The organism is Dehalococcoidia bacterium (genome assembly GCA_030018455.1).
In the GTDB taxonomy this organism is placed as follows: domain Bacteria; phylum Chloroflexota; class Dehalococcoidia; order DSTF01; family JALHUB01; genus JASEFU01.
Genome location: JASEFU010000001.1, coordinates 551,687 through 576,559 on the forward strand (window position 1 = coordinate 551,687; position 24,873 = coordinate 576,559).

The following is a 24,873-nucleotide window of genomic DNA, read 5'->3' on the forward strand; positions in this document are numbered from 1 at the left end:
GCTCGACTCCTAGCTGCCGATGGCGCTTTGAATCATCCCCGCGATGACCCGCGCCATCAGCACGATGGCCAGCCCGGCCAGGGCGTTGACGATGGCTGCCTTGCCCCGCTCCATCTGATGGGGGCTGCCGGACGCCGACATGTAGAGGAAGGCGCCCCACATGACGAAGAAGGCCGACACCGCCACGCCCACGCCCATGCCGATGTTCAGCAGGTTGTTGAACAGCGTGTTGATTTGATCCAAGGGCGTGCGCCTCCTTTCTTAGTTCTGAGTTCCTGTACTCTGCGGCTCCTCCGACAGCAGGCGAAATTCGGCCACCAGCCAGCGGCCGCCGTCCAGCACGAGCCGGCAAGCCACCCGCTGGAGGACCCGTTCCTCTAGGAGCCGCTCCGACGCGGGATCTACTCCGCGGCGCAACTGCTCGGCCGTAACCAACACCGTGGCTTCATCGTTGGAGAGGGCGCTTATCTGCACGGCCACGACCCGGGCGGTCATGGTGCGCTGCTGGCCCAGGGCCACCGGGTCCACCTCCGAGGCCTGCACGGCCTCTCGCACGGGGCCGGTGGTCAAGACCAGCAGCCGCTGCCGGTAGCCATCAGGGTCGCGAAAGTCGAAGGTCCCGTAAGCCTCGACGAAGGCTCGCGCTGCCTCCTCGACCGCTTTCGTGTCGCCGCCGCGATCGGTCAGGCGGGTCGTGCCCTGCCAGCCGCTTACCACCGCCATCACCAGCAGCAGGCCGGCCAACCCGACCAGGGCCACCATCGCTCCGCGCCCGCCGATCACGCTGGCACCTCCCAGTAGGGCGGGCGGCCCGCGCCGACGAAGTGCGCGCTCCAGTACGGGTCGGAGAGCGGCACCTCCCGGACGTAGTCGCCGGTGTTGGTGGCCATCACTGCTATGCCGCCGCCGACGTAGATGCCGACGTGGGTGATGCGGTCAGGCGATGGGTAGGTGTTCTCGTAGAAGACCAGGTCGCCGGGCTGAAGCTGGGACGGCTCGATGGGGACCGCCCGCTCGAACTGCTGCCGGGCCGTGCGCGGCACCTGGAGGCCCAGTTGCCGGTACACCCAGAGCACCAAGCCGCTGCAGTCGAAGGCGTCGGGACCGGTCGCGCCCCACACGTAGGGCGCGCCGACGCGTGAGCGTGCCAGTTCCACCGCCCGCGCCGGGATGCTCGACGGGTCGACGTACCCGTAGGCCGCCGCGTAGGCCAGCACCTTCTCCACGTAGGCCCACGAGTGGTTGTAGGCGTAGAGGGCGCGCCGGAGGTCGGCGGGCGCGCCGTTCGCCACGAGATAACGACCCATGGCCGGGATGCAGTCCCGGAAATCGTAAGGGTCGGCTACGCCGTCGCCGTTGCCGCCGTACGCGTCCCAGGTCTCGGGCATGAACTGGCAGTAGCCGATGGCTCCGGCGGAGCTGACGGCCATGTTGCCGCCGAAGTCGCTCTCCACTTTGGCGATGGCGGCGAGGATCTGCCAGGGGATGCCGGTCTGGAGGCTCACCTGCTGCATGACCTCCAGCTGGTCGGGCGGGATCTCGGCGATCGCCGCGGATGCGGCGGTAGTGCGCGCCGCCTCCGGCAGGCCGCCGAACGCGGCCAGGAGGAGGATCAGAGGAGCGAACAGCAGGACCGCCAGCACACCGACGAGCTTCATTGCGTCGCGGCCCAGGCTGCCCAGGACGTCCGGAACTTCCAGCTCGTCTGCGTCCACCGTCGCCTCCTACGCCCTGCCTGCGGCCGGGGCTGGCCGAGGCCCTCCGCCTGCTGCAGCGCCTGCAGCGCCTGCGGCCCCTGAGCCGCCACCTCGACCGGCAGCGCCCAGGGCGCCCAGCGCCTTTGCCGCCACCACCAGCGTCACCACGTTCCCCAAGCCCGCCGCACTCCCACGGCTCCGGAGGATGGACGGCACCTTCAAGGTGAGCCAGCAGACGGCGATGCCGAGGAGCAGCGTGAGCAGGGCGTTCGAGAGGCTCCCCGGCGTCAGCTCCACCATCAGGGCCGAGCCCAGGCGCAGGACCATCATCTGGATCGCCTGCTGGAAGACCGTGATTGGAAAGATGTCCGCCCACCAGCGCGCCCAGCTCTGGGTCTGCGGCAGCACCCACAACAGGGTCATCACCGGCGCTAGCACGATGAGCATGTCGATGAGGGCCAGGCGCATCAGCATCTGGAACACCAGCAGGATGGCCACGATGCCGTACGCCAGGGCCGTGAAGATGAAGGCGATGCCCTCCTGGCTGGGAGTGGCCTGGTCGTAGCCGGGCAGGCCCACCTGCCCCACGGCGGCCGAGAAGGCGTTGTTGGCGTCGATGAGGAAGCGGGCGAACTCCAGCGTGAGGTTCGCGGCCAGTGCGCCCAGGATAACCCTAGGCAGCAGCTCCATCACCTCGTGGTAGGGGCTGCGGGTATGCTCCTTGACCATGACGTTGAAGCCGCCCCACATGACGATGACCGCCAGGGCGACGTTCACCAGCGCACGGGAGAAGTCCCACAGGCTGCGCACCGTGGGGCTGCCGTAGGTGCCCTCGGCCGGCGTGCGGGTCACGAAGTTCAAGGAGGAATCGCCGAACCCCAGCGCCCAGTCGATGCAGCCTCGCATCGCCTCCAGCAGCGCCTGGCCGATCATGGTGAGGATGGCGTTGAGGATGTCGCCGGCCCACTTGCGGGGGTCCAGGTTGCTGAACCAGTCCAGCGGGTTAGGGATGTCCGGGAACTCGATGGGGTCGACCTGAGGGCCGAGGTCGGGGGGCTGCGGGACCGACTCCGAGGCCGGTGCCGCATCTGGTCCCGCAGGAGGGGAGCTTATAGAAGAGGAAGCACTGGGAGAGGAGGTCTGCGTGGTAGCGGACGATGTCGAGGCCGTGCTGGACGGCACCGCCAGGGGCGCACCGGCGAAGACCAGCTCAGCGAACGCCCGGCTGGCACCCGGACCCTCTGCGTGGGCCGGATTGGCCGCCAGCACCCCGACGATGAGGGCGATGGCGACCGTCGTTCCGACAAGCAGGCCTCGCATGGCTTCTCCCTTCCGCCGCCTGCCGCCGGCTCCGCTGCGGGCGGTCTGTCAGGCGGTTTTGGGAGCCAGTGTGACGCCTGCGTCTCCAATGGATCTCCAAGAATCGTCTCCAAGTTCTCCAATTTGGGGCGCGTGGCTCCAATTTTCCTCCAAGTTCAGACAAAGGGTCTGTCCTCCTTTTCATGAGCCGGCTTCGAATGAAGGAGGGGAGAGCGAGAAACATGGGTAGGCTGCTGGGTCACAACCATCCATGTCCCTGTTGGAGCGGCGCGATTCCCGAAATTCTAATTGGGTTCTTCAAGCCTTTGGCCAAGAGGCAACGGCCGCCTCGTCGATGGGTCACGCGCCAGTAAACACTGATGTTGAGCGATTCTCCGCCGAAGCCTCGCTTGACTTTCGCGCGGCCCGCGGTACCATTGGGTTGGAACCTATTAGGTTCCGGCCCAATGGGTGCGTATCCAATGGACTTCCTCAATCGGGAACGCGAGTTAGACCAGCTGGAAGTCGCCTGGAACACCCCCGGCTCCGCCCTCGTCACCCTGTGGGGCCGGCGCCGGGTCGGTAAATCGACGCTCCTCTCCCGTTTCGCTGCCGGCAAGCGGGCGGTCTACCTCTATGGCACGCGGTTGGCTGAGCGAGACATCCTCGCCGACCTCGCCACTCAGGCGGCCGAAGTCTTGGAGGAGCCGTACCTCCGCGCGGCGCCCTTTCCTACCTGGGACGCGCGCTCGATTATCTCGCCGAACGCGCCCGCGACCAGCGCCTGCTCCTCGTGCTGGACGAATTCCCCTACCTCTGTGAGGCAACGCCGGGGCTGGACACGCTGGTGCAGCGCTGGTGGGACCGTGTTGGCGGCTCAGCGCAGCTCGTCGTCGTCCTGGCCGGCTCCGGCCTGTCGTTCATGGAGGGCCTCACCGGTGTGCGCGGCCCGCTGCACGGTCGGCGCACGGCCCAGGTCGAGGTCCATCCCTTCGATTACTTCGGCGCAGCGCGCTTCTTCCCCACCTGAAGGCTGTTGACCGGGTGCGCGCCTACGTCTGCTTCGGCGGCATCCCTGCCTACCTCCAGCACTGGACTCCCCGTGCTAGCCTCGCCGAGCAGGTGCAGCAGACGATGCTCTCGCCCGGCCACGCCCTGTTCAGGGAAGGAGAGGAGCTGCTGAGGACCGAGTTCCACCAGGAAGCGCTGTACGCTTCCATCCTCCGCGCCGTCGCCACCGGCGAAGAGCGGCCCAGCGACATCGCTCGGGCCGTAGGGCGACGCAGTGCCGACGAGATCTTCGACCATCTCCGCCGCCTGCAGGAGCTCCGCTTCCTGCGCCGCGAGGTGCCGGTGACCGAACTCGAGCGTCCCCGCACCCAACGGGTCCTCTACCGCCTCGCCGATCCGTACCTGCGATTCTGGTTCCGGTTTGTGTCGCCGTTCCGCTCGTTCCTTCAACTCGGGGGTGGCGCCAATCTCTGGGCAGAGGAGATCGGCCCGGCCCTCGACGAATTCGTGGCGCGCACGACCTGGGAGGAGGTGTGCGCGCAGCACCTCTGGCGGCGCCAGCAGGCGGGCCGGCTTGGCGTGCGCATCGCTCAGCTCGGCCGCTGGTGGAACGGACAGGACGAGATCGACCTGATGGGCATATGGGGGGGCCGAGTGACACTGGTCGGCGAGTGCAAGTGGACGGCCTCGCCGCTCCACGCTGACGAGCTCTTCGCGCTCCAGCGGAAGGCCGCGAAACTGCCGCTGGAACAGCCTCCCCTCTGGGTGCTGGCGAGCCGGTCGGGCTTCGACGCTGCCCTGCGCCAACGGGCTGAAGCCGGGGAAGTACTTCTCCTGACGCCCGACGACCTGTACTGAGGCGAATCCCCGCCGGGCTGCGGCGGAAGCAGAGGTCTCGCCCCCGATGATCAGGGGCTTGCCGCGAACAGAGGGTGAGGCGTCAGAAGCCCGCCCTCCGGGCCGAGCCGAATCAGCGCGCCTCGCTCAGTTCCCGAAACAGCCCTGTCGTCTCCGGCAGCGGCTCCGCCTTGTCGTCCTCGAGCTCGCGTCGCAGCGACTCACACAGCACCTTGTATACCTTGCGCACTCCGTTCACATCGCCCAGCTTGGCGTAGCAGCGCATCAGGCCGCGGGCCGCCTCCTCATCTATCGGGTCACGCGCTAGGATGCCCTTGTAGAACTCCGCGGCCTTCGCGATGTCGCGGGACTCCACTGCCAGCTTCGCTGCCCTATGCGCCGCATCGACAAACCTCCGCTGGTACTCCCGGCGGTAGGGCTCGGCCCACTCGTAGGGCTCGTCGCCCACGAAGTCCCCTTGGTAGAGGGCCAGCGCTCGCTCGTATTCGACCAGCGCCTCTGACGCGTCCAGGCTCTCGGCCCTCCTCAGGTGCGCGTCGAAGGCGTCGACGTCCACACGGAACAGCCCGGACCGCAGGTGATACCGCTGAGCCGAGACCACCAGGGGCTGGATGTCGCCCGTGCGCACGGCGCTCTTCAACGCGCGACGCAGGTAGTAGGCGGCGTTGTAGAGAAGTTGGTCGACCTGAGCCCGGTCGCAGTCGGGCCAGAGAGCTTCCGCCACCTGGTCCCGCAGGACCGGCGCGCCTCCGTGAGCAATCAGGTAGGCTAGCATCTCTCGGGCCTTCTGAACGGTCCAGCCGGTCACCTCCCCAGAGGTCGTCTCCACGCGGAAAGACCCGAAGCAGCGTACGCTGAACAGCGGTCCGCCCGCGTCCGCCGTCTCACTGTCCGGGGCCTCTTCTTCAGTCAGGGGAAGGGGAGACTGCCGGGTTGCCCCGCCTGCACCGCCGCTCCGGTTCACCATTTCGGCCTGTTGCGGCTCGGCTACCGCTTCCTCAGCTGGCTCCGGCGACATTGAGTTGGAAGCTTCGTCGCCGTCCTCCTCAACGCCGCCTGGCACGGTCTCCTCCCCGACTGTCGGGAGCACGTCTTCCCACTGCTCCTCGGTTGCGACCTCATCGCCATCATCTGCCGGATCTGCTATTCCCGGGTGCGCTTCCTCGTACTCGGCCAGCGCCTCCCGCTGCATGAAAGGCCGCAGGATCTCGGTCCGCACCTCAACCGGCTGGAGGATCAGCGGGGGTTCGCGGCCCACGGAGAGGGCAAGCTCGCCCGGTTCTAGCTCTAGCCCGCCGGCTTCGCCGCCTTCCAGGCGCTCGCCGTGCCCGCCGAAGACAACCGCCGCGCCGAGACCCCACAGCGTTTCCGGCTCCTCGACTCCCTCTGCAACGGCCACGACGTAGATCCGGCGCTCGGGCCCTCGCCGAAGCACCGTGTCCAGGCGCTCGATGTCCTCCTTGTAATCAACCCCAAGCCCGACCAGCGCCAGGATTGCCGCGCCCAACCCTCCCGTCGTGCCGTCAGCGCGCGCCACGATCGCCTCTTCCAGCTCGACCGCCAGGTCCTGGACCGATCGCTGTGCCAGGTGCTCCCCGCCGGCCGCGAAGTGAGGCAACGCGGCCAGCTCTCGCAACTGTGTCATGGCGCTGCCGGCTGGCAGGAGAGCCAGCTCCTCAGGGCCATGTACTACGGCCAGGGTTCCGAGCCACGCCGACAGGAGCTGCCGGGTCTCGTGCTCGGTGCCCGCGACTGCGACGGATCCGGCTGCTGCCAGATTCAGGTAGTACAACCCGCTGTCCGCTGCCCCGATAGGCACGAGCAGCAGGGGCTCTGCGGCTGTGCCGTCGTCTGCTAGGAGACCCGCCAGCCGCTGAAAGCGAGACAGCTTCAGCCGGACCCTCGTCGAGCCGACCAGTTCGCCGTCGATGGCGCAGGCCAGCCGACGCCCCAGGTCGTAGCGTGTCCGCAGCAGAGCCTCGCCGTCACCCGGCGGGCAGTCCAGGGTGAACTCCAGGAATCGCTCCGCCTCCCGTGCCAGGACGAGACGCAGGTCGTCGAACCCGAACTCGGCGAGCCCACGGAGCACGGCTCGGGCCGCCAGGATCACCTTACCCGCGTCTCCCGTAGCTCGCTTTCGGCCAGTGTCCGTGGGAAGCCGGCCGCTAATAGCTCGTCGCGCCAACCGCCGAACCACCAGCACCGCGGCTCCCGTCGCGGCGAGCCCGGCAGCCGCGGCGAGAACCTGTGACGGGCCAGGGAAAGGCCATTGCACACCCCGGCTCCCGTCTCGCTCCGGCTCCTGGGCCGGTACGGATGTCGGCTTCTCTTGAGCCGCCCTCTCCGCTTCTGATGGTGTAGGAGCCGGGGCCGTCGGCGAAGGGATCGACGGCGGGGCTGGCGTCGACGGCGTCGGCGGCGCCTCAGCCGGTGGAGGTGCTACCTCGACCCTGGCCTCAAGGGGAAGCTGCAGGATCCAGCCCGGATAGATCAAATCCGGGTCGGTGAACCGACGACCGTCTGTCATGACGCGCCCCTGGTTCAGCTCCCATACCTCCGTCCAGCGGAAGCCGTCACCGAGCAAACTCTCAGAAATGCGCCAGAGGGAGTCGTCGGGCCGCACCCTGTACATCACATGCTCGCCTGCTGTCCAGACGTTGTATCCCGACAACGGCACGTCCAGGACCCAGCCCGGTCGAATCAGGCGCGGGTTGGTGAACGGCTCGCCCGTGGTCATGACGCGCCCTTCGTTCGCCCGAAAGATCACCACATACTGCGTGCCGTCGCCGTAGAAGCGGCGCGAGATGTCCCACAGGTTGTCCCCCTCGACGACCGTGTAAGAGACGACGCAGTTAGGAGGCGGCGGTTCCGCCGTAGCCTGTGCCGCCGGAGGACAGGGCGCCATTGCCGCCACGCCTTGCGTCAGCGCAGCTTGTGGCGCAACGCTCACAGCGGCGACAGCTCCTGATGAGGCTCCCGCCTCCAGCGCGGCGCTCGTGCGGAACCAGACCGCCAGGAAGACGACTCCGGCGAGGGCGCCGTCCACGGTGCGCCTGACTACGGGAAGCGTTACGAGGTCGCTCACGGCGAGAGCGACCCGCGCCCAGGTCGCGCCGTCCGTCAGCCGGTCCGCGGCTCCGAGCAGCGCCCGAAGGGCGACCGTCAGACCCAGGTAGGCTAAAGCCACCCATCCCAAGCCACTCGCGATGTAGATCACGTCTTCGTAAGGAAGGTCTGAGCCCGTAAGAATCCGACTTATCCGATCCCAGTCCGGCGCAGACGTGGGGACCTGAGGCGGACCGTTGAGCCACCAGAGGAGGAACCCCAGGGCGACACCTCCACCTATCAGCGACATTAGAGGCAGGACGCCCTTGCCCGAGGACTCGGCTGGCACGCCTTCGGCCCTCTGATATCGCGCTAGTTCTGCCATCTGTCCAGAAGCGTCCTTCCTCCTACCGGCCCGTCAGGATCGACTGGAGTTGTTGCACCGGATACGCGCCCGTGAACGATCGGGTGATGGGGTCCAGGGGCTGCCAGGGGCCACCGTTGACGCGGTAGCGGGCCGAGAAGCTGACCTCCACCGTCACGGCGAACGAGCCCCCGACGCTGAGCGACGACTGCTCGTAGGTGTGGCGGATGTCGCTCTCCTGCGGATAAGGCTGGCCTCGAGAGGCCGTATCCAGGGTGGCCCCATCACCGAAGCTCCAGCGGTAGCCCGTGGGGGCGACCTCGACCTCCACCGTCACGCCGCCCAGGGTGTCGGAGGCCACAATGGGCGCGCCATCGTAGCCCTCGATCCAGAACCAGGAAGGCACGGCCACTAGGCCGGTCGCCGGGTTGACCCCGATGATGATGCCCGGCACCGGCACATGGTCGAGCAGCTCGACCGCCACTGTGGCGGGGTCCACCGAGTCCCCCTGGATCACGACGATCTCGATGTCTGCCGGCTGCGTATCGATGGAGAGCCAGACGATGCCGAAGAAGCCGTTGTCACATCGAACCACCCAGGGCGCCTCGCCGGGGTGAAAGGCGGACTCCCGCTCGAACCACTCCCGGCTGGCGTTGCCGATGTTCATAACGTCGGCGGTGCAGGACCAGCCGCCAGACGCGTCCGGGCCGGTGGAGGACGATGAATCGCTCGAACTGCCAGGCGAGGTCTCTGAGACGGCGATGTAGATGGTCACTCCGTCGGGGCCGGAGTCGACGCTGATATCCGCCTGCGGCAGGTCAGGGTTCGGCGTGTAACCGCCGTCCTCGTGATTATCTGCCCGAGCCGGCTCCGGTCGCGCGCCAGCCACCACGGCCATGACCACCAACAGTGCCACGGCCGCTGTGATTAGTCCTGTTGCCGAATGCCGTCGCGAACCTTCCATGCCCCACCTTCCTTCACAAGAAAGTAAGTGTCAGTGAGGACGGTGCCTGGTGCCGCCTGCCCGACCATCTCCTTCGTTTGCGCGTCCACCTCATAGCTTCTGTTGGCGTATGCGTCACGTACCGTCGCCGTCCCCGCCACGGGGTCGAGTTCAGCGATGAAGAAGTCATGCTCGACAACGATCTTGGCGGCTCGGCCCCGCTGGCGAAGGTTTTCGATTTCCTGCTGCGTTCTCTGGAGCTGCGGCCCCGTCATTACCTCCCCTAGCCTGGTCTCGTCCAGGTTGAACACCGCATCTGCGTAGACCTCCCAATACCGCAGGTACGCTTCCGACACCTCCTGCTCGACAGATGGGGTAGCGGTTGGGCTTGCTACGGGCGTAGCGGTCCGCGTCGCCGCCGGCGTGGGCGACTCGGTGCGGGTCTCGCCTCCGTCGCCGCCGTTGCACCCGACTGCGAAGAGCGCGAACGCCGCCACAATGCTGAATCCCCGAAACAATCCCTTGCTCACACTGCCCACCTCACGGTGCCGCCGAAGCCACGCCGTGGCGCGGCTCTGCCGATGCGTTCGCGCTAATCTCAACACCGTTGATCCCTACCACCCGTAGGAACCCCGTCGAGGCCTGACGGGACACGGACACCTCTACTCGCGTGGGCCGCACGACCACCGAGTAGGTCAGGCCGCCTTCGGCCTCCAGGTACCCCACGGCCGCCTGCCGGGCGGCCGCCTCGTCCAGCAGCACCGCGCCCGACGCCCGGTAGGTGTCCTCGTCGAGCTGCATGGCGCCGGCCAACGCTGCCGCGTCGGCGACGTTCTGCAGGTCGCGCCGCTGGCTGAAGACCAGCCCGCCGTCGGTCACCAGGCCGACCACTGCCACGAGTCCGGCCATCAGGACGGCCACGAAGACGATGGCCTGGCCTCTCTCCTCGCTGCCCAACCGCTGGAGAAACCGTGTCACCGGAGCACCGCCTCCCGGCTGCGGTAGAGATCGATGCGCTCCCAATGGCTGCTGGACACCGTCACCTCAACCCGATTCATAAGGGGCAGATCGCCCAGCGGCACCCGGTAAGTGACCTCGGCGGTGGCCGTGCCCCCGCGCTGGAAGCCGTTGGACTCCACAGTCACGGTGAGCCCGTCCCCGGACAGGCCGTAGCCCTCGGCCACGGAGCGGGCAGCGTCGAGGGCCGCTGCCATCCCTTCCTGCTCCGATGGGGCTGTCGCCAGCGCCCGACTGGCCTCCCGTGCCGCCGCCTGCACCGCGATCTTTGTGTGGCTCACCCGGCCCGCCATCACGACACCGAAGGCCAGAAGCAGCAGCACAGGGATGATGATCGCAGCCTCCACCAGCGCCTGCCCGTCCTCCCGTGACAGGAAGCGGCGCCAGGGCGCTTTGATCGGCTTAAGGTCCACTGCGGAAGCCCTCCTTGTGCACCTCAGCCTCGGCGCCGATGGGGATGCTCCTGCCGGTCACCCAGGGGATGATCAGCGGGTAATCGCCCTCGGCCCGGACCACGACGGTCTCGCCCGTGTCCTGCGCGGTCACGGTGAACTCCCTGCCAGTCCCACCCAGGCCCGACTCCAGCACCTCACGGGTCCGAGCCACACCTTCGGCCGGCGTCCGCCCTTCCTCGGCCGCCAGGCGGGCGCCCTCCTGGGCCGCCGTCGTAGCCACTTCCTTGGCGTGGTACACCAGCGCGAACTGGACGACGCCGATGAGGATGGCCAGGAGCACCGGCAGGACCAGGGCCAGCTCGACCATGCTCTGGCCGGTCTCGCCGCGCCTGAGGGAGCGCAGCCGCCCGGCCCGTCTAGATGCCGGTGATGGCATCGACGATGTTGTTGAACACCGTGGTCACGCCGCCGCCCAGGGCCTGCACCGCCGCCATCGCCACTACCGCGATGAGGGCGGCCACGATGGCGTACTCCACCATCGTCTGGCCCGCGTCGCCGGCACGCTGACGCAGCTGGCTCACTATCCTTATGACTCTCATGGGGCTTACCTCCTTCCGTTTTGCCTTTGCGCGTTAGCCTTCTAGCCGCCCAGGCCGAGCAGCTCGACCCCGGCGGGGTAAAGCAGCACAACCAGAAACACCGGGAAGATGAACAGCGCCACGGGGAAGAGCATCCGGACGGTGCTTTTCCCGCCCTCCTCCAAGAGCCGCGCCCGCTTCCGCTCCCGCACCGTCTCCGCCAGGGTGAGCATGGCCTGGCCCAGGGGCAGCCCCTGCTCCAGCGCCGACTGCCAGGCGTCCGCCATCGACAAAAGCTCCGGGACGCCTTCTCGCTCCGCCAGCGTCCGCAGCCCCTCGGCGTAGGTGGCGGCTCCCAGGCTAGCCTCTCGAACCACCCCGCCCAGCCCGTCACCCAGGACGCCGCCCACCTGGCGGCTCACGTCGAGCAGAGCCTGCTCCGGCGACATCCCTGCGCTGGCGCTGATGGCCAGCAGGTCCAGCACCGTAGGCACCTCCATCAGCACCGTAGTGCGCCGCCGCTCCAGGCGCCCCTCCAGCATCCAGTCGGGCAGGGCAAACCCCACGGCCAATCCGGCGAGCCACATCCACACCGGCCATGCCCCGAAGGGGTGGACGCCGACGACGTTCATCAGGGGGAACGCGGCCAGGAACACGAGGCCGCTGGCCAGCTTCTGGCCGTAGAACTGGGCCGTGGTCATTCCCGGCCAGCCCAGGGCGAGACGCCGCTCCAGGTCCGCCGTGCCGATACCCGCCCGGGCGAGAACCCCGCCCAGAGAGGCGCCGGCGTCCTCCAGCAATGGGCGAAGCAGCCGCTCCAGGGCCGAAGACTTGAACAGCGGGGCGGCTGTGCGTCCTCGCTCCGCTTCCAGCTCCAGCCGACCCTGAGCCGACAGGAGGCGCAGCCGCGTCGCCAGGTCGGGACGCGGGCGAGCCCAGGGCAGGGCAGTGACCATCAGCCACAGCCCGATCCCCAGCATCCCGCCCAGGAGCAGCCCTATCGCCATCGCAGCACCCTTTCGTCGCCGGGCAGCCGGGTCGCCCAGAGCATGGCGGCGTAGCCCACCGCCACGCTCAGCAGGGACAGGGCCAGCAGCCCCTGGCCCCTCGGCGACGAGAAGACGTCCAGGTAGGCCGGGTTGATGCCCCGCACGGCGAAGATCAGCACCAGGGGCAACGCGGCCACGATGCGCGCCGACAGCACGTTCTTCGCCTGCTGCGCCCGCACCTCCTGCTGCGCCTGGACGGCCTGCCGCACGGACCGCCCCAGCCCGTCGAGCACCGTGCTCAGGTTGCGGCCTCCCACCCGGTGCGACGTCACCAGGGCCGCCGCCACCGTGTCGAACACCGGGTCGGCCAGGCGCTCCTGGGCCCGGCGCACCGCCTCCTCGAAGCCGCTCAGTCGCAGGTCCCGCGAGAGGTCGCTCAGGGCGGGCCGCAGGACCTCCGGGCCGTTGCGGGCCAGGGAGAGGAGGCCCTCTTCGACGCTCATTCCCGTTCGCACCGCAGTCCGCAACACGTCCACGGCGTCCGCCAGCGCCGCCTGTACGGCGGCTCTTCGCCTCTCGGCCCGCTGGCGCAGGTACCATGCCGGCAGAGCCAGACCGACCACGAACGTCGCTGCGCTCACCACCGGCCAGCCCAAGGCCAGCTGAGCGGCGGCAGCAGAGGCGGCGCCGGCCCCCGCGCTGAGCAGCAGAAAGTCCCGCGTCCCCACGCCCTCCACCCCGGCCTGGCGCAGGAACTCTTCCAACCGCGCAGCCGCCGACTGGCGCTCGTGCTTCCCCGTCTCATCGGGCCGCGACGTCAGGGACAGGTAGATCAGCAGCACGCCCAGGCCCAGTGTCAGCGATAGCACCAGCGGCACGGCTCTCTCCTCAGACCTCCATGGTCGCTCCGGTAACTCCAACAGATCTCCAAGAAACGGCCTCTTTTTCTCCAACCCCTATTGGGCGTTCTCCAATTTCTCTCCAACTGGCTTCACCCTCGTGTTGGCGCCCGCTCCCACGGGTACGCTCCCGCCACCAGGCGCGCCGCGCACCGGGGCCGTATCCCTGTCCAGCGCAGCCCGCCCTCCGACAGGGCGAAAAGCTCGCTGCCTGCGACGGCGTCTTCCTCCATGCCCGTCACCTCGTAGATGCTCGCCACCAGGCGGCGCCCGCTCTGAGCCTCCAGGCGCAGGTGGACCACCAGGTCGATGGCCTCGGCGATCATCTCCGTCACCGACCGCGCCGGCAGGGCCTCCTCAGCCATCATGGCGTAGGTGCGCAGCTTGGAGAGGGCCTGGCGGGGGCCGTTGGCGTGGATGGTGCACATGGAGCCCTCGTGGCCGCTGTTCATCGCGGACAGCATGTCCAGCGCCTCGGCGCCCCGCACCTCGCCGACGATGATCCGCGTCGGCCGCATGCGCAGGGCGTTTTTCACCAGGCTGCGGATGGACACGGAGCCTACCCCTTCCACGTTGGGGAGGCGGGCCTGCAAGCCGACGCAGTCCGGCAGCATCGACTCCAGTTGAAGCTCGGCGGTCTCCTCGATGGTCACGACGCGCTCGTGGGCGCCGGCGATGGAGGCGCCCAGGGCGTTGAGGCAGGTGGTCTTGCCGCTGCCGGTGCCGCCCGAGATGAGCACGTTCAGCCCAGACTGAACCGCCGCCTCCAGGAAGGACGCAGCCTCGTTCGTCAGCGTGCCGAGACCCACCAGGTCGTCCAGGGTGCGGGCCCGCAGCAGGAACTTTCGGATGGTGACGTGCGTCCAGCGGGAGGTGAGGGGCGGGATGACGGCGTTGAGGCGAGACCCGTCGGGGAGGCGGGCGTCCACCATGGGGCTGGTCTCGTCCAGCCGCCGGCCCAGCCGCCCTACGGCCCGCCGTACCAGCCGCAGCAACTCCTCGTCGTCCTCGAAGAACACGTCGGTCAGCCGCTTCTGCCCGCCCTCGATGGCGAACACCCGGTGCGGGCCATTGGCGATGATCTCCTCGACGGACGGGTCGTCCAGCAAGGGCTGGAGGGGGCCGAGGCCCAGGATTTCGTCCAGGATGCGCCGGGCCAGCCCCTCGGGGTCGGAGAGGGGAGGCTCCCCCGCCGAAGCCGACCGCCTGTTCAGGGCGTCGATGCGTCCGGCGATGACGCGGCGCACCCGCTCCACCTCTCCCGGCCCGGGCTCGGCCAGCGCATCGATGTCCAGCACGTGGCGCAGCTCCTCGCGGACTTCCTCCCGGAGCAGCCGCTCGCGCTCGCCCACCGGCGCCGAAGCCGCCATCAGCTCCTCCGCACTCCCTTCAGGGCGAAGGGGAACCGGCGCGGGCTGCCAGTCACTGCCCGCTCCTCGGTTACGCTCTCGGCCAGGAGGAGCGCGCCCAGCCCCCTCACCTCCCGGGCGACCGGGCCGCCCGCCGCTGTGACGGGCAGCTGCTCCGCCACCGCTCGCCGCACGGCCCGACGGTCCTCCGGCAGCACCGCCAGGACGGGGAGGTCCAGCGCCCGCTCCACCTCCTCCGCCGCGTAATGCTCGCGACCCTCCCTGCGGTTCAGCACGACGCCCACAGCTTCCGGCGCCACGCCCAGGCCCTCGCGGACGTGCCGGATGACAACGCGGGCGTTCCACAGCGCCACCAGGTCGGCACCCACCACGACCAGCAACCGGTCTGCTCCACGGAGGACGGCGTCGGAGGCGGGGGACGAGGCGCCAGCAACGACTTCTCCCACGTCCACCAGCACGTCGTCGAACGTCTCTCGCAGGGTTGTGAAGGCCGCCGTGACCAGCTCCGCGGACATGCCGAGCCCGCTGTCCGGCCTCTCCAGGCCGGACAGCACCATGAACCCCGGCCCCTCCTGAAGCTCCTCCTCCACGGCGCCCGCGGCCGACGCTCCGTTGCGCCCGAAGGCCAGGCCCACCAACCCGCGGCGCGGGTCCAGGTCGAGGTAGGGGCCGACGTTGCCGCCCCGGAGGTCCGCGTCCACCAACACGACGCGGCGGCCCCGCTCCGACAGCGCGGCTGCCAGGCCGATGGCCACCGTGGTCACCCCCGGCGCACCCTTACCGCTCAGCAGGGCGATGACGCGCCCCCCGGCGGGGCCGCTCCCCCCACTCGTCTTCTCTTCCATCTGGCGTCCATCACCAGCAGGCGAGGCCCCGTAAACGGCGCCCCGCTCCACGGCCTGGCGCACTGCATCGGTCACTTCCTGGCCCGAACAGCCGCCGGGAAGGATGTGCGCTAGGGCCGCGTACTTCTCGATATCGGTGGGCTCGGCCAGCAACACCAGCGGCAATTGCGCCTCTCGAATAGCCAGCAGGGTGGCGGTCGTGAGGCGATGGAGGTCAGTCGAAGCCAGGGCTACATCTGTGTCGGACGCCTGCGCCCGCTCGGCGAGTGACGGCCCGTCCAGGCAGCGTTCCGCCACCACCAAGCCCTCGGCTGAGAGGGCGTCACGCAGCCGCCTCTCCCTCTCGGGGTTGCCAACAGCTAGGAGGACCCGTATCGGAGGTCGATGGTCACCGGCGTCTGCCACGGCACTTCCGCCTTCCCGACCTTCACGGCGCCGACGTTCCGGAGCCGCTTTCCGGCGCCAGGAGAGCAAGCGTCACGTCGCCATTCACCACGGCGTGGGCGAGGAGCTCCGCCTCGGACTTGGGCACGACGAGCGTCACGTTCGTCAACCCCCTGTCCGCCTCGGCGCCGTCGGCGCCCCTTCCGATGGCGATGCGTCCCGGCTCCAGGGACACGTGGTAGACGACAGCGCGCTCCAGCAGCGTCACGGTCCGGCTCTCCGGCTTCCCTTTGTTGGTCGTGGCCAGGACTGCCACGGTGTCCCCAGGCCGCAGGCCCGGATACACGGCGTCGGCCTCGACGGGTACGGTCACGGCCACGTCGTTGGGGCCGATGATCGGGCCGGAGGCTAGGTCCGGCCACACCACCATCTCGCCGGCGTGGACCGTCGTGCCGGCGGTATGGCCCACTACCTGGTCAAGCTCGCCCTCCCTGACCGCCAGGGAGGAGAGGCTCCCTTCCAGGCGCACCCGCGCCACCGACAGGTCGTCGGCCTGGATGGTGTGTCCCGCCGGAAAGTCTCGGGCGGCTACGAGAACCGGCACGGTCTCCGACGTGGACCCCCAGAAAAGAAGGCCGCCTACAACCGAGGCGGCCACCAGAGCGACGCCGAGCAGCATACGGCCATCCAGCCCTGCAGGGGCTGCCAAACCCATCCAGCGGCGCCGAGCGGTCGTCGTTGCCATGGCTCTCTCTGCCTGCCTGCGAGCCGGAACAGGTTGTCGTCGGGGCGGGGAAGCAGACGCCTCTCATCATAAAAGGGTGGCTGCGGCTATGTCAACCCTTGTGAACGAAACTTATTGTAACGTTTTCACTACGCCTCAGTTCCTATACACTGGAAGCGACGCAACGCGCGTCAGCGCCCCCACCATGGGGGCCACATTCGAGGCGCGCCCATCGCCCCGACTGGTCGGGGCACTGCCGGGCGCTGAAAGGGGGAGAAGAGCTGTGAGTGCCACCCTAGCGGAGAGGATCGACTGCCTCTTCCGCACCCACCTCAGCCCTCGCGGTCGCGAGTACAGCTACCGGGAGGTGGCGGCGGCGATCTCCAAGAGAGACGGCCGGGAGGGGGAGACCATCTCGGCCGCCTACATCTGGGGGCTGAGGACCGGCGCCAAGGACAACCCCACCATGAGGCACCTACAGGCGCTGGCCCGCTTCTTCCAGGTGTCGCCGGCCTATTTCTTCGAGGAGGAGCTCACCGAGTTCCCGGAGACGGAGGTGCGGCTGCTCGCCGCGTCGCGCCCGGAGACTCTGCGCCGCCTGGCAGTGACGCTGCTGGGGCTGAGCGACGAGAGCCTGAACGCTGTGCTCAGCCTGGCCTGCCGGATGCGGCGGCTGGAGGGCCTGCCGGTCGAGTAGGCGGCCGGCTCGGCTTACCTGGGGACGACCCAGTCTGTCGCTGCTTCATCCCTGTCTGCCGGATTCACCCTGTCAGCGGTGAGCAACCACATTCAGCGTGAGGGTGAGTCTACAGTGGAGAACCCCGCCAGTGCTTGGTCCAAACAACCCACCCAGGGCAGGAGAGTGTCGACACGCTCCCTGGCTAGTCGCCTCCTGGCAAGAGATCCGCAAAACAGAAGCCGTCGCGGACCACGCGGTCACCTACCGTGACGGCGATCGGCGAGCGGAAGTTCGGGCCGTCATGAACGAACGTGTGGAACTCTCCGTTCTCGCCGCAGGGGTCGACGCCTCTTGGCAGGTCATCGAGGAGAGCGTCGTCATACCTCCTTCCAGCGAAGTCCGAGGGCACCACCTTCGGGTCAACGCAGACAAGGGTCGCCCGGAAGCCACTGCGGATAAGCCACCTCGAGAGGCGCCGAGTATCCTCGCCCCAGATCGGGAAGACCGGATGTAGCCCGGTGCCAGCCAGCCTTTGCTCCCGGTAGGAACGAACCTCTTCCAGGAAGAGGTCGCCGAAGCCGATGGCTCCGACCCCATCGGTCACCAGCCCCTCGACGGCCTTCGCCATGGCCGTCTCGTACGTCTCCATCGAGCAGGCCGCCGGGATGGGGACGGTGTACAGCCGCAACTCCAGGGCCGCGGCTTGAGCCGCAAGCAGTTCTTCTCGCACTCCGGACATGCTGACCCGCCTGTAGTCTTCGGTAATGGTGGTGAACAGCCCGACCACCTCGTAGCCTGGGTTTGCTTGGAGCCGCCAGAGGGCGACGGCGCTGTCCTTGCCGCAACTCCACGCCATCACCGCTCGAATTGCCGTCACACCTAAGAGTCTAGGCTAGGCGGACCCCAGGATGTAGCGCCATCTCACCAGGTATAGGGGCTCCTGCGCCACGTACTTCCCCGAACCGAAGCTGGGCTGACGAACGCACAGAGGTCCAGAGCAAGTAAGTCCCAAGAACGTCAAGACAGGATCGGATGACGAAAAAGGAGGGTGTGCCGACAAACCACTACTCCAAGTCCCAGGTGTCCTTCGAGTCTTCAGTCGCTTGGCGTGGAACTACCACACTCGGTTCATCTTTCCTTGATGGGTGGAGTGCTTAGCACAAATCTAAAAAGCATATTAGCCCCCCTCAAATTTTTCTCCAATCCATCTCCAACCCCTACTACGGCGGCCCTTGGCCGGAGCGCCTCTAGGTTCAGATGCCGCGATCGCTGGCCTGCCCCGGCTCATTCACTCGCGGCGATCCTCACGTCTCGCCCCATCTTCCTCCTTCACGCCCCGACGGCGAAATTGGAGAAAAGAGGCCTCGATTGGAGAAAACGGGCCGGAATCTTGGAGATCCATTGGAGACACCTCAGCTAGGCTTGGCCCTGTGAAAAGCGCGTTTCGTCGGTATCGCCAGAAGACAAACTGACCGGACGGCCCGTCCGAGAACCTGGATGGATCAACCCGCAAGGGAAACGAGCTCGCTCTCCAGGCCAGGCGTCGAACAGGGCAGCAGAAGCCAGTAGGGAATCAGCGAAAGGAGGTGTCAACGAGGAGTCCAGGACACGCACGCGCAACACGCCGAACGAACGCACCCACCAGAAGGGAGGACATCGGAGACCTAGCCACGTAGCATACTCAAGCCCCGACGCTCGGGGCGACAAGCCAATCTCATAGAAGCCCCACCGACGCCGGACAGCCATCGTCGACCCGCCTCGGTCCGGCCCGCAGGCGACGGGCGCCGCGCCGTTGAAGTCTCGCCCGCTGCCTGCAACGCAGAAGCCCCACAGGGTTCGCCCTACGGGGCTTCCTGCATTCTCTCAGAACATCAGAACATTCAAAGGAGGAACGGAATGGACATTTACTGTCCGGTCTGCGGTGAGCCGTGGGACCTGTACGCGCTCCACGATGTGCCGGGCGTCCCGTTCGAGGCGGCTCGCCGACGCTTTGCCGCCGAGGGCTGCCGGGTGTTCGGCACGAGGCACAACAGCACCATCGACTCCGACAGGGCCGCCAAGTCGGCGGTTCTGCATCAGCTCCTCGGGGACGACATCGACGGGATCGCCGCCCTCATGGAGGATCTCGGATGAAGGTCTACAGCGGAAAGCGGGTCTTCGAACGCGAGAGCACCACGCGCGGCGAGCCATTCGTAGTCGTCGAGAACGTCGCCGACGACGGGCCCTCCGACCGCCGCCCGCTCACGCACGTCCCGTACCACTCGCCAGACGGCGTCGAGTGGGGATACGCCGGCAGCGGCCCGGCCGATCTCGCGCTGGCCATCCTGGCCGACTACTTCGAGGAGCCACCGGAGTTCGTGCTGGCGGCCCTGCGCTCGATGTGGACGCCGCGCTCGAAGGCGGCCGCTCTCCATCAGCGGTTCAAGGAGCGGTTCGTTGCCACGCAACAAACCTTGGGAGCACCGGGGCAACTAGCCCTAGCCCTTCTAAGGTAAGTCCTCTATGGGGGCTGCTTTCGCCCACCAGTCGTCGAAGGGCGGCCGATTAGGGGTCTCGAGTATCTCAGCGTAGCTCCCTCTTAGTAGGCTGTTCACAGGCGGGACGTTATAACAGGCGTTCTGGCTGATGATGAAGCGATCATGAGCGAAGGCTGGCAGCACGCGCCACTCAGCAGTGATCCCCTTGCGCTGTACCTCTTCGCGGAATCTGGCGAAGTCTCGCTTGGCCCGCTCATCAACGTTGGCCGGGCCCGATAGAATCCGCACCTGTCGGACCACCGCAGGATCAATAGTCTCTATGAGCTCTTCGAGGGCTCGGGCGTGGAAGTGTAGGTCGGCCCACCAGATGAACTCCTCACTCTCACGAAGAATACGCCGGAGCCTCACGACATTAGAGAACGGTTCCTCGGGCTTTATCACGATGGCCGGGCGCTTTTCCGCGGGAGCTTGAGGGACGGGTTCTCGCGCCGCTTCAGGGGGGCCCACATAGGCGCGTCTCGGCGGCGTTAGCCCGAACAAGCCGAATAGCTCTTCTTCCGACAGTACGCGCTCCAGGGTCACATCGGCCAGCTCATCCACGACTTCTTCGAACAGAATTTTCTTTCTTTCGAGAAGTTGCTCTATCCGTTCCTCAATGGTGTCCTGGCAGATGAGTCGCGTCACAAACACGGTCTTGAGCTGGCCAATACGATGCGTCCGGTCTTCTGCCTGACGTTCGGCCGCGGGGTTCCACCACCGGTCGAAGTGCAATACATAGTTGGCGCGAGTCAGGTTGAGGCCTAGCCCGCCAGCTCTCAAGGAGAGAAGAAGAACTTTGTGCTCGTCCTTCGACGAGAAGGCCTCTTCCACCCGGCTTCGCTGGGCGGTGGACAGCTTCCCGGTGTAGACAAGTGGCTTGTACTCCTGAACCCTCTTCTCGAGCTCTTCAAGCGCTTTCACGTACTGAGAAATCACTAGAGCCTTTCCGTCGTCCTGGCAGGCTTCTTCGAGGAACTCTTCCAAAAGGAAATCTGCCTTGGCGCTCTCTCCCGTGTCAGGATCGAAGTTGCACACCTGTTTGAGCTGCTGGATGAGGGCCAGAACGTGCTGAACGGTGACACCGGGTGTTTGTTGGAGTCGGGCCGTTCCCTCACGTTCCGCTCGATCGTAGGCCATCCTCTGGGATTCGGTTAGCTCCAGCCACTTAGTGTCGACAACCTTATCGGGAAGCTCGGGAAGTGCTTCCTCCTTGCGGCGACGAAGAACGTAAGGCCGGGCCCGCTCACGAACGGCTCGGGGCGATAGATAAGGAATCTCGCTGGCCTCAAAAAGCCCTGGCTTGATGAACCCAAAGACAGCAACCATGTCCTCCAACGTGTTTTCGAGCGGTGTGCCGGTCAACCCCCAGCGTCGCTTGGCACTCAAGCTTCGAACGGCTCGGGAGGCGGCGGTGTTCGGGTTCTTGATCCTCTGCACTTCGTCAGCGACTACCAGATCAAATACGCGTCCCCTGATGGCCTCCCGATCCTGCCGCACTGTCTCGTATGTGGTGACTAGCACGTGGCACTTTCCCACATATGCGCGCCAGGCCAGCCTCCGTCCTTGCTGACCACCATGAACTCGAATCCCGACAAGTTCAGGAGCCCACCGGTTGAGTTCACGCATCCAGTTCGTGAGGACGCTCTTCGGACAAACGACGAGCGCTTGCAGAGCGAGCGACCGGCGAATGAGCGCTCGGAAGGCCGTGATCGCCTGGACGGTCTTGCCGAGGCCCATATCGTCAGCGAGCAGCGCAGACTCATTGTCAAAGAGGAATTTCACACCCGCTCGCTGGAACGGGTACAGTTCCTCGGGGAAGAGCAGCTCATCCAGAAACTCAGTCGCTGCTGGCGGCATGAGTATCGGGAGAAGCAGCTCGAAGATGTCTAAGCCTTTCGGCCCCTTAGGATCAAGGCGCTGGCTAAGGCGGAACGGCTCCACTCTGGTCTTGGTCTGCGACTGGCCTCGCCGACGTACCTCTTCCTCTTTCTTGATGTAGATAGTCCCGTAGGCAACGGGCCTGGCGAGAGAGTCCAGTAGGTCGATGATCTCGAACGCCGGTAGCCAGGGGTGACCGTCAACTTGGACGACTTCCGGCTGGCCCAGAGCCGCCGTCTCTACTATCTCGGGCCGTGTTAGCACCAAATCGCGAGACAGGTCTGGAGGCTCGATCGTCGGGATTGACACCGACCGAGCCTTGATGCTGGGCCACGACATCTCCTCTTCAGCGAGCTCAACGACCTGCGGAGGAGCGATACGTGAGAAGCGGCGGAGGGTATCTAATAGGCCCATCTCCGTGTCTACGCGAAGCGGGGGTCTTCCTTTGCCAGGAGTTGCAGGGCTGCGCGCATGCGCTCGAAAGCTTCAACCAGGTCAAAGCGGCCAGCGCAGTCCTCAAGGCAGGCGATCGTGTCCCTCTCGGAATCGGCGTCCCTGAATCGCCCCTCGTATACAAGCGGCTGGAAGGGAGATCCCGACATCTTGATCGTTCCGCGCGCAGCGGCGGCGACGTCTTCCTCCTCAACCTTCAGTGCCTCGCCTGCGCGCCAGATCGCGGCCATGTTTAGGTCTACTTGATCGGCGATATTCAGTAGCTGGCGATCAGGCACCAGGACAGTACCCGGTTTCCGCGATGACTGTCGTAGGAGCGTCGGACCGCAGAGATCGACCCCCACATAGTGCTCCAATTGCCCGCCGTACAGGGTTCTCTGCACTAGTGAAGGCCGAACGGGCGTGGTGGCGCGGAACTCAAGAGGGTATCCCCGATTGTCCGTAACCATCAGCGCCGCGATAAACCCGTCTTCCTTGGCGGTCTTCTCCAGGACCAAGAATCCAAGCAGAGGGCCACTTGAGAGAAGCTGTTCAGCCATGCCAACCTCCGCGCGGTCAAGTCTTGGCGCCCCACTTTGGGATGAAATGAAAGTTAGGCGCCCCAGCGCGGCATCTAGCGTTGTGCAGCCTAGTTATCGACGCCAGCGCCTTGTAGTGGGCATTATACGCAAGGCTCAAAAAAGGGGGAACTTCATGTGGTCGAGAAGCACCCGAAGGCAGGGCGGACGGCGCTCGCCGGGTCCGGTCCGCATCGCCGCGCTGATGAGCAGCGTCGCCTTCGTGGTGGCGGTGCTGTCGAAGGTCTGGCCCCTGTAGCAAGCCTGCCTGCCGGCAGGCAGGCCGAAGGGAGGAAGAAAACAGTGCAACACGACATTGCATCCCGTCGAGAGATCTGCTGCCTGTCCGCCTGGGACAAGCTCAGGCTCGCGGCGGAACGCATCGACCCCTCGGAGTACCGGGAGGTCGTCCTGGCGCTGGTCGCGCTGGACGTGCCCGTTGGGCAGGTGAAGCGTCTGGCCCTCGCCCTCGCCGCCGTGAGGGGCGAGGAGTGCCACCGCCACTTCATGGGCGAGTACGCCGACCTGGTGTGGGACACCCTGCGCGAGCAAATCACCGAGGAAAGGAGGAATGCAGCGTGAGCAAGAGACGAAGGTCAAGGTCTAAGGCGGCCAGGCTGGTCAGCCGCTGGTTGGACACCGGCTGGCAGCTCTCCGCGCGGGCGGCTGGCCTCGCGCGCAGAGCAGCGGTGCGGCTGTACCGCTGGCTCCGGCCTCGCGGCCCGACTGTCATCATCGACGCCCGCCGGCGACAGGCCCGCAGGCTCCGCCGCGACATAGGGCGGGCTGCGCGAGCCTACGCCCGAGCCCTCGGCGCCGAGCTGCCGCCGGGGCTGCTGATCGTCGTCCAGCGGGTCGTCCACGAGGGCCGGCAGCTTAACGGGCTGCTTCAGGCCTTCGAGGTGACCGACGGCGACCGGCGCTACGTTGTCCATCTGGCGCTGTCAGTCAACGGGCGTCAGGTGAGCGAGGACGAGCTGCTGGCCGCGCTGCGACACCAACTGACGTGCACTCTGGAGGACGCCATCGGCAAGCCCGTTCTGAAGGTGCCGCTGGACCTGGAGGTTCCCCGCGCTCGGGCCGGTACGCCAGTCGTAGAGCTGCGGCCGGAAGCGCGCGCACAACACGATGGGCAGGAACGTAGTGCCATGCCCATCCAACGGATCGAAGACGAACAAGCTTCATAGCCTAACAAGGAGGTGAACAACGATGACCCAACGTATCGTGATCAAGAGCCTTGAGGAGCTCGGCCGGTTCAGCGATCTGTTCGTCCCCGCTGACGAAGCGCAGGAGGTACGGGCGCTGGTGCCGGTTGTGACCGAGCCGACCACGGAGGCGGACCTCGAAGGGCTGGCCGAGGCTGCGAGCCGGGCGGCTCTGGAGCTCCGCCAGCTAGCCGAAGCCGACGCCGCTGCCCGCCAGGAAGCCGAGGAGGCGCTGGCCCAGTACCGTCGGCTCCAGAGCAATGCCGCGCGACTGGAGCGAGTGGCCGTCGAAGCTGAGGCTCTGGCCGACCGGGCGGCGAATCTAGCGAAGCAGGCATTCAATCCGAACTGCCGCAAGAAGGCGGGGGAGATCGCGACGGCGGTCGCCGCCGTGGCTGGCACTGCCCGCCACCGGCTGGCTGCCCTGACCACCGAACTGGCGGCCCTCTCGGTTCGGGAGGACGTGGCTCGTCTCCTGACCGAGGAACGCGCGCGGGAGGAGGCGACGCGCCGGGAGGCCACGGAACGCGAGCGCGAGGCGCGGCTCCGCCAGGGAATCGCCGAGGCCGAAACGCTGGCGAGAGAGCAAAAGTTTGACGAGGCCCTGAGGCTGTTGGGCTCGCTCCGGAAGATCGATCCCAGCAGTCCGGTCGTGACCTCGTCCATCGAGACGATAAGGCGGCAGCACTGGGCCGTCAAGACCGGCCAGGTCGAGAAGGCCCTGCGAGAGGCCCGCCGGGTCTACCGGAAGGAGCCCCGCCAGGCTCTCGCCCTACTAGAGCCGCAGGACCTGAGCGAGATGCCTGAGCCCCTCGTGCGCCAGGTCTACGGCTGCTGGCTCCAGGCCTGTCGCCGCCTCAAGCTGGAAGGGGCCGTCCACTACTCTCCCACGTTCGGCAAGGGGGCGATCCTCGTGCCCGCCGACGACGGGCGGCTTGAGGTCGTGTCCGCTATCGGCCTGCAGCGCTGGAAGCCCGGCGGTCGGTTCTCGTCCACGGCCCTCAAGGGCGCGCGTCCGCTCAGCTAGCTCCTCGAAGTCTCTGACCACACCTTCCTGGGGCCGCCCCGACGGGGCGGCCCCAGGCTTTGTGCGTCCCTTGGGAGAGCTTTGCGCCCGCCGCCGGGCGGGCCAGCTGATTGACAGCCTTTCGAGGAAAGGAGGAGTCA

28 protein-coding genes are annotated in these 24,873 nt (G+C 67.0%); 9 read left to right on the top strand and 19 right to left on the bottom strand.

Going from position 1 to position 24,873, the window contains the following annotated elements; all coding sequences use genetic code 11:
* Nucleotides 1–9: 9 nt before the first annotated feature.
* From QME71_02630 to QME71_02645, 4 genes are read right to left on the bottom strand one after another with little or no spacing between them, the layout of a single operon-like run.
* Nucleotides 10–243, bottom strand: coding sequence for a pilin (locus QME71_02630; GenBank protein ID MDI6857192.1), 234 nt, complete (start codon nucleotides 241–243; stop codon nucleotides 10–12).
* Between the two features lie 18 nt (nucleotides 244–261).
* A complete protein-coding gene (locus QME71_02635) occupies nucleotides 262–783 on the bottom strand; it encodes a hypothetical protein (GenBank protein MDI6857193.1) in 522 nt (173 codons plus the stop codon).
* Nucleotides 780–1,715 carry a bifunctional lytic transglycosylase/C40 family peptidase gene (locus tag QME71_02640; GenBank protein MDI6857194.1) on the bottom strand — a complete coding sequence of 312 codons (936 nt, stop codon included), beginning with the start codon at nucleotides 1,713–1,715 and terminating at the stop codon, nucleotides 780–782. The genes QME71_02635 and QME71_02640 overlap by 4 nt, the downstream gene beginning before the upstream one ends.
* A gap of 9 nt (nucleotides 1,716–1,724) precedes the next feature.
* Nucleotides 1,725–3,017: a hypothetical protein gene (locus QME71_02645; protein MDI6857195.1), complete on the bottom strand. Its 1,293-nt coding sequence runs from the start codon at nucleotides 3,015–3,017 to the stop codon at nucleotides 1,725–1,727.
* Between the two features lie 772 nt (nucleotides 3,018–3,789).
* Here QME71_02645 and QME71_02650 point away from each other — a divergent pair.
* Nucleotides 3,790–4,026: a hypothetical protein gene (locus QME71_02650; protein MDI6857196.1), complete on the top strand. Its 237-nt coding sequence runs from the start codon at nucleotides 3,790–3,792 to the stop codon at nucleotides 4,024–4,026.
* A 14-nt stretch (nucleotides 4,027–4,040) separates the two neighbouring features.
* Nucleotides 4,041–4,865 (top strand): DUF234 domain-containing protein, encoded by an 825-nt coding sequence (locus QME71_02655; protein ID MDI6857197.1) that lies wholly within the window; start codon nucleotides 4,041–4,043, stop codon nucleotides 4,863–4,865.
* A gap of 112 nt (nucleotides 4,866–4,977) precedes the next feature.
* Here QME71_02655 and QME71_02660 read toward each other — a convergent pair whose 3' ends face one another.
* The 12 genes from QME71_02660 to QME71_02715 all read right to left on the bottom strand — a co-directional run bounded on the left by QME71_02660 (nucleotide 4,978) and on the right by QME71_02715 (nucleotide 16,439).
* On the bottom strand, nucleotides 4,978–8,052 hold the full coding sequence (locus QME71_02660) for a LysM peptidoglycan-binding domain-containing protein (protein MDI6857198.1): 3,075 nt from the start codon (nucleotides 8,050–8,052) through the stop codon (nucleotides 4,978–4,980).
* 265 nt (nucleotides 8,053–8,317) lie between these two features.
* Entirely contained in the window at nucleotides 8,318–9,190 is an 873-nt protein-coding gene (locus tag QME71_02665) for a hypothetical protein (GenBank protein MDI6857199.1), read from the bottom strand.
* A gap of 11 nt (nucleotides 9,191–9,201) precedes the next feature.
* Nucleotides 9,202–9,747 carry a hypothetical protein gene (locus QME71_02670; protein ID MDI6857200.1) on the bottom strand — a complete coding sequence of 182 codons (546 nt, stop codon included), beginning with the start codon at nucleotides 9,745–9,747 and terminating at the stop codon, nucleotides 9,202–9,204.
* Nucleotides 9,748–9,757: 10 nt separating this feature from the next.
* Nucleotides 9,758–10,195 carry a pilus assembly protein TadG-related protein gene (locus QME71_02675; protein MDI6857201.1) on the bottom strand — a complete coding sequence of 146 codons (438 nt, stop codon included), beginning with the start codon at nucleotides 10,193–10,195 and terminating at the stop codon, nucleotides 9,758–9,760.
* Nucleotides 10,192–10,647, bottom strand: coding sequence for a pilus assembly protein (locus tag QME71_02680; GenBank protein ID MDI6857202.1), 456 nt, complete (start codon nucleotides 10,645–10,647; stop codon nucleotides 10,192–10,194). Before QME71_02680 ends, QME71_02675 begins: the two co-directional genes overlap by 4 nt.
* Nucleotides 10,637–10,996 (bottom strand): TadE/TadG family type IV pilus assembly protein, encoded by a 360-nt coding sequence (locus QME71_02685; protein MDI6857203.1) that lies wholly within the window; start codon nucleotides 10,994–10,996, stop codon nucleotides 10,637–10,639. The genes QME71_02680 and QME71_02685 overlap by 11 nt, the downstream gene beginning before the upstream one ends.
* Nucleotides 10,997–11,045: 49 nt before the next feature.
* A complete protein-coding gene (locus tag QME71_02690) occupies nucleotides 11,046–11,228 on the bottom strand; it encodes a Flp family type IVb pilin (GenBank protein ID MDI6857204.1) in 183 nt (60 codons plus the stop codon).
* 41 nt (nucleotides 11,229–11,269) lie between these two features.
* On the bottom strand, nucleotides 11,270–12,214 hold the full coding sequence (locus QME71_02695) for a type II secretion system F family protein (GenBank protein ID MDI6857205.1): 945 nt from the start codon (nucleotides 12,212–12,214) through the stop codon (nucleotides 11,270–11,272).
* Nucleotides 12,205–13,074 carry a type II secretion system F family protein gene (locus QME71_02700; protein ID MDI6857206.1) on the bottom strand — a complete coding sequence of 290 codons (870 nt, stop codon included), beginning with the start codon at nucleotides 13,072–13,074 and terminating at the stop codon, nucleotides 12,205–12,207. Before QME71_02700 ends, QME71_02695 begins: the two co-directional genes overlap by 10 nt.
* 113 nt (nucleotides 13,075–13,187) lie before the next feature.
* On the bottom strand, nucleotides 13,188–14,465 hold the full coding sequence (locus QME71_02705; protein ID MDI6857207.1) for an ATPase, T2SS/T4P/T4SS family: 1,278 nt from the start codon (nucleotides 14,463–14,465) through the stop codon (nucleotides 13,188–13,190).
* A complete protein-coding gene (locus tag QME71_02710) occupies nucleotides 14,465–15,715 on the bottom strand; it encodes a P-loop NTPase (GenBank protein ID MDI6857208.1) in 1,251 nt (416 codons plus the stop codon). The genes QME71_02705 and QME71_02710 overlap by 1 nt, the downstream gene beginning before the upstream one ends.
* 22 nt (nucleotides 15,716–15,737) lie before the next feature.
* Nucleotides 15,738–16,439: an RcpC/CpaB family pilus assembly protein gene (locus tag QME71_02715; GenBank protein ID MDI6857209.1), complete on the bottom strand. Its 702-nt coding sequence runs from the start codon at nucleotides 16,437–16,439 to the stop codon at nucleotides 15,738–15,740.
* Nucleotides 16,440–16,701: 262 nt separating this feature from the next.
* Here QME71_02715 and QME71_02720 point away from each other — a divergent pair, with 262 nt between their 5' ends.
* Nucleotides 16,702–17,115: an XRE family transcriptional regulator gene (locus QME71_02720; GenBank protein ID MDI6857210.1), complete on the top strand. Its 414-nt coding sequence runs from the start codon at nucleotides 16,702–16,704 to the stop codon at nucleotides 17,113–17,115.
* A gap of 184 nt (nucleotides 17,116–17,299) precedes the next feature.
* Here QME71_02720 and QME71_02725 read toward each other — a convergent pair whose 3' ends face one another.
* A complete protein-coding gene (locus QME71_02725; GenBank protein ID MDI6857211.1) occupies nucleotides 17,300–17,974 on the bottom strand; it encodes an ATP-binding protein in 675 nt (224 codons plus the stop codon).
* Nucleotides 17,975–18,993: 1,019 nt separating this feature from the next.
* Between QME71_02725 and QME71_02730 the strand changes: the two genes are divergently transcribed.
* Nucleotides 18,994–19,230, top strand: coding sequence for a hypothetical protein (locus QME71_02730; GenBank protein MDI6857212.1), 237 nt, complete (start codon nucleotides 18,994–18,996; stop codon nucleotides 19,228–19,230).
* Complete coding sequence (locus tag QME71_02735) at nucleotides 19,227–19,592, top strand: DUF6166 domain-containing protein (protein MDI6857213.1); 366 nt, start codon at nucleotides 19,227–19,229, stop codon at nucleotides 19,590–19,592. The genes QME71_02730 and QME71_02735 overlap by 4 nt, the downstream gene beginning before the upstream one ends.
* On the opposite strand, the gene QME71_02740 is transcribed toward QME71_02735, so the two are convergent.
* Complete coding sequence (locus QME71_02740; GenBank protein ID MDI6857214.1) at nucleotides 19,584–21,905, bottom strand: DEAD/DEAH box helicase; 2,322 nt, start codon at nucleotides 21,903–21,905, stop codon at nucleotides 19,584–19,586. The genes QME71_02735 and QME71_02740 overlap by 9 nt on opposite strands.
* 8 nt (nucleotides 21,906–21,913) lie before the next feature.
* Nucleotides 21,914–22,483, bottom strand: a complete 570-nt coding sequence (locus QME71_02745; protein ID MDI6857215.1) for a hypothetical protein — start codon at nucleotides 22,481–22,483, stop codon at nucleotides 21,914–21,916.
* 154 nt (nucleotides 22,484–22,637) lie between these two features.
* Here QME71_02745 and QME71_02750 point away from each other — a divergent pair, with 154 nt between their 5' ends.
* Genes QME71_02750 through QME71_02765 form a run of 4 tightly spaced genes read left to right on the top strand, consistent with a single transcriptional unit; the run spans nucleotide 22,638 to nucleotide 24,733 of the window.
* The gene (locus QME71_02750) at nucleotides 22,638–22,760 is read left to right on the top strand and encodes a hypothetical protein (protein MDI6857216.1); all 123 of its coding nucleotides are present in this window, start codon (nucleotides 22,638–22,640) and stop codon (nucleotides 22,758–22,760) included.
* Between the two features lie 44 nt (nucleotides 22,761–22,804).
* A complete protein-coding gene (locus tag QME71_02755) occupies nucleotides 22,805–23,083 on the top strand; it encodes a hypothetical protein (protein MDI6857217.1) in 279 nt (92 codons plus the stop codon).
* Complete coding sequence (locus QME71_02760) at nucleotides 23,080–23,688, top strand: hypothetical protein (protein MDI6857218.1); 609 nt, start codon at nucleotides 23,080–23,082, stop codon at nucleotides 23,686–23,688. The genes QME71_02755 and QME71_02760 overlap by 4 nt, the downstream gene beginning before the upstream one ends.
* 22 nt (nucleotides 23,689–23,710) lie before the next feature.
* The gene (locus tag QME71_02765) at nucleotides 23,711–24,733 is read left to right on the top strand and encodes a hypothetical protein (protein MDI6857219.1); all 1,023 of its coding nucleotides are present in this window, start codon (nucleotides 23,711–23,713) and stop codon (nucleotides 24,731–24,733) included.
* Nucleotides 24,734–24,873 lie beyond the last annotated feature (140 nt).

What these genes read in the sequence shown, in the direction of transcription:
- QME71_02740 (MDI6857214.1), bottom strand. Translation starts at nt 21,905, where the DNA reads ATGGGCCTATTAGATACCCTCCGCCGCTTCTCACGTATCGCTCCTCCG.
- QME71_02745 (MDI6857215.1), bottom strand. Translation starts at nt 22,483, where the DNA reads ATGGCTGAACAGCTTCTCTCAAGTGGCCCTCTGCTTGGATTCTTGGTC.
- QME71_02685 (MDI6857203.1), bottom strand. Translation starts at nt 10,996, where the DNA reads ATGGTCGAGCTGGCCCTGGTCCTGCCGGTGCTCCTGGCCATCCTCATC.
- QME71_02730 (MDI6857212.1), top strand. Translation starts at nt 18,994, where the DNA reads ATGGACATTTACTGTCCGGTCTGCGGTGAGCCGTGGGACCTGTACGCG.
- QME71_02705 (MDI6857207.1), bottom strand. Translation starts at nt 14,465, where the DNA reads ATGGCGGCTTCGGCGCCGGTGGGCGAGCGCGAGCGGCTGCTCCGGGAG.
- QME71_02715 (MDI6857209.1), bottom strand. Translation starts at nt 16,439, where the DNA reads ATGGCAACGACGACCGCTCGGCGCCGCTGGATGGGTTTGGCAGCCCCT.
- QME71_02735 (MDI6857213.1), top strand. Translation starts at nt 19,227, where the DNA reads ATGAAGGTCTACAGCGGAAAGCGGGTCTTCGAACGCGAGAGCACCACG.
- QME71_02645 (MDI6857195.1), bottom strand. Translation starts at nt 3,017, where the DNA reads ATGCGAGGCCTGCTTGTCGGAACGACGGTCGCCATCGCCCTCATCGTC.
- QME71_02690 (MDI6857204.1), bottom strand. Translation starts at nt 11,228, where the DNA reads ATGAGAGTCATAAGGATAGTGAGCCAGCTGCGTCAGCGTGCCGGCGAC.
- QME71_02765 (MDI6857219.1), top strand. Translation starts at nt 23,711, where the DNA reads ATGACCCAACGTATCGTGATCAAGAGCCTTGAGGAGCTCGGCCGGTTC.
- QME71_02750 (MDI6857216.1), top strand. Translation starts at nt 22,638, where the DNA reads ATGTGGTCGAGAAGCACCCGAAGGCAGGGCGGACGGCGCTCGCCGGGT.
- QME71_02695 (MDI6857205.1), bottom strand. Translation starts at nt 12,214, where the DNA reads ATGGCGATAGGGCTGCTCCTGGGCGGGATGCTGGGGATCGGGCTGTGG.